Origin of the sequence: Thiorhodococcus fuscus, from assembly GCF_042682685.1 — a bacterium.
Taxonomy (GTDB): domain Bacteria; phylum Pseudomonadota; class Gammaproteobacteria; order Chromatiales; family Chromatiaceae; genus Imhoffiella; species Imhoffiella fuscus.
In genome coordinates this window covers 1-4,206 of sequence record NZ_JBHUHX010000045.1, presented here as the reverse complement: position 1 = coordinate 4,206, position 4,206 = coordinate 1, and the positions used below count along the sequence as shown (strand labels likewise).

The following is a 4,206-nucleotide window of genomic DNA, read 5'->3' as shown; positions in this document are numbered from 1 at the left end:
CGCGAGGCGCTGATCGCCAAGACGGGCGCTGCCGAGGAGTTCACCAGCCACCTTGACACCGTCGAGGAGAACAATGCCTATGCCGCCGACCCGTCCGACGCGGTCGACTGGCTTGCCGGTGTCACCGACGCGGACAGCGCCGCCGCCGCCTCGGGCGCGATCGACGGTGTCATCCAGGGGATCGTCGATGGGGAAGTAAGCCCCGGTCAGACCTTCACGCTCACCACGGGTCAAGACGTTTCCGGCGTTCTGATCGGTTCCGACGGCACCACCAGCACCGACGGCAACGACACCTTCAATGCCGCGCCCTACAACCTGCTGGGTGATTACGCCAATACCCTGCAGAGCTTCGATGCGCTCGATGGCGGCAAGGGCGACGATGTCCTGAACATCTTCGTCGGCAGCAGCGGCGAGAACGCCTCCCAGGTCGGCACCGTTCAGAACATCGAAACCATCAATATTTACAACACCGAAGCAGCGGACGATTTGACTTACTTCTTCGGTGGGTCTGGCGGCTTCGATGCCTCCAAGTTCGTCGGCGCCCAGGAGATCTGGCAGATCGATGGCGCGACCAGTGTGGATAAGGTCGCCTCGGACAACACCCTGGGCTTCCGCAATCTGGACATCGTCGGGAGCGCTGATGTCGGGTTGACGATCAACATGGCCGCTGGCGAGACCACGCTCAACGCCGTGTTGGATAACGCCACGACGATTGACGACGGTTCGGGTGGGCAATCCGGTTCTGTTGCGGTGGATATCAATGGCGCCAACACCATCAATGTGTCCGGCGACTTCACCTATGAATCCGAGACGGCTTGCGGCAATCCGGTGACCCTGGATGCCTATGCGAAATTGGCTGCCTCTGTGGCGTCCGGCGATACGCTGACGCTGAATACCGAAGTCGATGTTATGTTGGTGCCAACGGAGGGCGTTGGCGGCTCTGGCGGCTTCAGTTTCGAGGTGCTCGACGCCTCGGCCAGCGATGCTGACATCTTCTTGATGAAGACTGCGGCCACGAGTGGCTCCGGGGCCATCCATACCATTATCACGGGCGCGGGCAACGATGAGATTGGCGGGAGCGGTGGGGTTATTTCGAATGCGACTGCCGCGCAGGGCGTGACCCTGGCGACCAACGGTGGCGACGATACTGTTGAGCTTGATAACGATGGTTCCGGGACGACCTCCATCGACCTCGGGGAAGGCGACAACACGCTTACTATCTCTGGTACCTCCAAGACCTTGGAGATCACGGCGGGCGCTGGCGCTGACACGCTGACCTTTGAGGGTTCTGGCGGCACGGGCTTCCAGGATATGGGCACCGTTGAGACCACCTCGGTCGATGTGAACCTGGGCGCGGGAGACGACTCCGTCACATTCGACGACTTCGGCATGTCCGACCTCGGGGCGACCTGGGTGATCGACGGTGGCGAGGGCGACAATGACGTCACCTTGAATGTCGATGCGGACCAGGTCTTCCAGCCAACCGACTACACGGCCCTGACCGAGCGTCTGGTGAACTTCAACGAGCTGACCCTGGTCGATCAGGGGGCGAGCGGTTCGGGTCAGACCTATATCGTCGATGCCGACCGCATGACCGGCTATGAGCGATTCGGGTTCGATGACAACGCCACGAGCGGTGGTGGCGACTATCGCATCCTCAATGTGGAGGATCAGGTCATCACGCTCGACGGCCACGCCGATGGTTCCGGCTCCGGTGTGTCCTCTACGGTGACGGTGGTCGATGCCGGGTTCGAGGCCGCCAGCGGCACGACCGATCTGACCCAGGCCGAGATTGCGGACGGCGGCAGCGACAGCTACGATTCCGTGACCTCCTACGGCGGCACCGTTTCCGTGGGTGTCAAGGGTGGCGATGCCTACGATCCGGCAACCGTCGTGGCCTATGCCAATGCGCTGAATCTGGAGGTCGCTGTCAATGGCTATGCAACGGCTGATGGTGACTTCAAGACGCTGGATGTGGCGCTGAACTCGACCATCCTCTATGACAGCGTGTGCCCGGATGCCGATGAAACGGGTGTCGTCGGTTCCAATTTTGCCTTCCGCGCTCCGGGCATGAGCATGACGGGCTCCAGCAATTCGACCCAGACAAACGATGTCTCTGTCGCAGAGCTGACCACTCTGACCCTGACGGGCACGGGTACGGCTGAGGTTGTGGGCGGCGGCAAGCTGGCCACCATCGATGCCTCCGGTCTGACGGCGATCGCTTGGGACGCTACCGACAAGAAGGTCGTGGCCGGCAGCGGCTTGACCTTTGCTACTCAAAACGCCGCGTTGGCCGAGACCATCAAGCTGAGTGGCGGGCTGGACAGCGTCACCTATGATGAGATCGGCTCCGGTTCCGGCGACTTCGGTTCGACGGTGTTCAAGACGGATGTCATCGAAGGCTTCACGCTGGTCGAGGATGCCGACGCGGAGGGGACTGTCGACAAGACCCTGTCCGACAGCTTCGTCCTGGGTGGCGATTATTCCGTCACCGAGCTGACCTCCAAGCAGAAGAGCGATATTGCCAGCCTGTCTTTGGGCAACAAGCTCGATTACCTCGCTCAGTTGGATGCGACCGATGACGCGCTCTACATCTTCGGCGATTCCGGCAACACCTACATCTTCGGTGACCTGGTCAACGGTACCAACGGCGTGGTCGACGATACCGACCTGCTGGTGAAGTTCGCTGGCGGCGTGGACGAAGAGCTGCTGGCGAGCCTGCTGACCGTGCCCACGGTCGCTGTTGACGGTGTGGGTAATCTGGCCAAGTACGACCTCGAGGACACCGCCGCGAATCTTGCTGGTGCGAACGCAACCGTACTGGACGGGGCGCGCAATATCACCGCGAGTACTGATGCGACGGTATCCGAGGCGGGTACGATCGTTGATGCCACTAACTCCGGCAGCATGGAGTACGACGTATCGGATACGCTCTCCAACTTGCTGGGTGTGGCTGCGGATGGCACGACGCCTGGTAGCGATGAGCTGGCTAGTAGCAAGATCGCCAGTACGATCACCATCACGGCCGAGTTGACCGCAAACGACGAAGAGGTCACCTTCACTGGCTTGACGAGCGAAACCGCAACTCCGGCCTCCGATGCGAGCGCCATCGACTTCGTGGACAATGAAGCGACGTTGTCTCAAACCGAGCTTGCGGCGATCAGCACGGCCTCGATTACGCTCACGGATGCTGATGTGATTACGGTGAACTCCGTGATTATGTCCGGAGGTGACTTCTCGGAGGCGGCGGCCATCGATCTGCTCAACAACAATGACGTCATCAGCTTCAGCGGCGGTTCAGCGGCCATTAACGCCGCGAATTACAAGGATGTGTTCAATACTCAGGGTGTTGCCGCCACCAGCACGGATACCATTTCTGTGACGGCCGATGGTACGTCAACCCTGATTGCAACCGACGCTATCGATGTCTTTACGTTGGTTGCTGCTGATGCGAGCAACTTCGATAGCATCGCCGGTCTCTCCACTAGCGATAAGCTGAATGTGCTGGCTGCGGACGGATCTACGGCTGGATCGTACCTGGCCGGGCCGGCGGCGACGGGTGTGAATGTTGTAGGTGATGTTGATACGGCCGGTGAGTGGTATTTTGCTGGCGATACCCTGACTTACTGGAATGCAGCAGCAAATGCAGGAGCAGGCGCAGCGGTGTCGATTGAGCTGACCGGCGTTGCGACCGTCAGTGCATCGAATCAGGGTGTCTTCAGCATCACTGGCTTGGATGGAGTTTGATGCTCATGTCTCATGGCTGAACGATGGCCGGTCGTGGCGCGAGCTTGAATGCGCCATGACCATCCATTCGGCTTAAGATCCATCCAGCGTCGAGTTGGGTGGATCGAATCGGACGCCTCCAGGGCAACCTGGAGGCGTTTTTCGTATGTGCCGATGCGCGTCAGCGGGCGGTGTGCCGGTTTGGGCGGATCGATCTGTGCACGTCTTCCGTAAGACGGCTAAAATAATCGCCTATCGATTCCTTCAATGCCCATTCGACGGTCGGGTGAAATTTCCCAGAATGATGTGTTAAAAGGGTCGAGTCTACGTTTGGTGCTGGGGCGTTCACATTGATTCAGCCGCAGAGCCTATCGTGCGAATCTCAATCTGTAAGGAGCATGACATGCCGACTGCTGAGCAATACAACGCAAAAGTATCCGCGTACTTCCTGGCCACCCTCGGTCGCCCGGCCAGCGCCTC

The 4,206-nt window shown here is 59.9% G+C and carries 1 protein-coding gene; it reads left to right on the top strand.

Features of this window, described 5'->3' with window-relative positions:
- On the top strand, positions 1 to 3,747 hold a 3,747-nt coding region (locus tag ACFSJC_RS15120), incomplete at its 5' end, for a beta strand repeat-containing protein (RefSeq protein ID WP_386027884.1).
- Positions 3,748 to 4,206 lie beyond the last annotated feature (459 nt).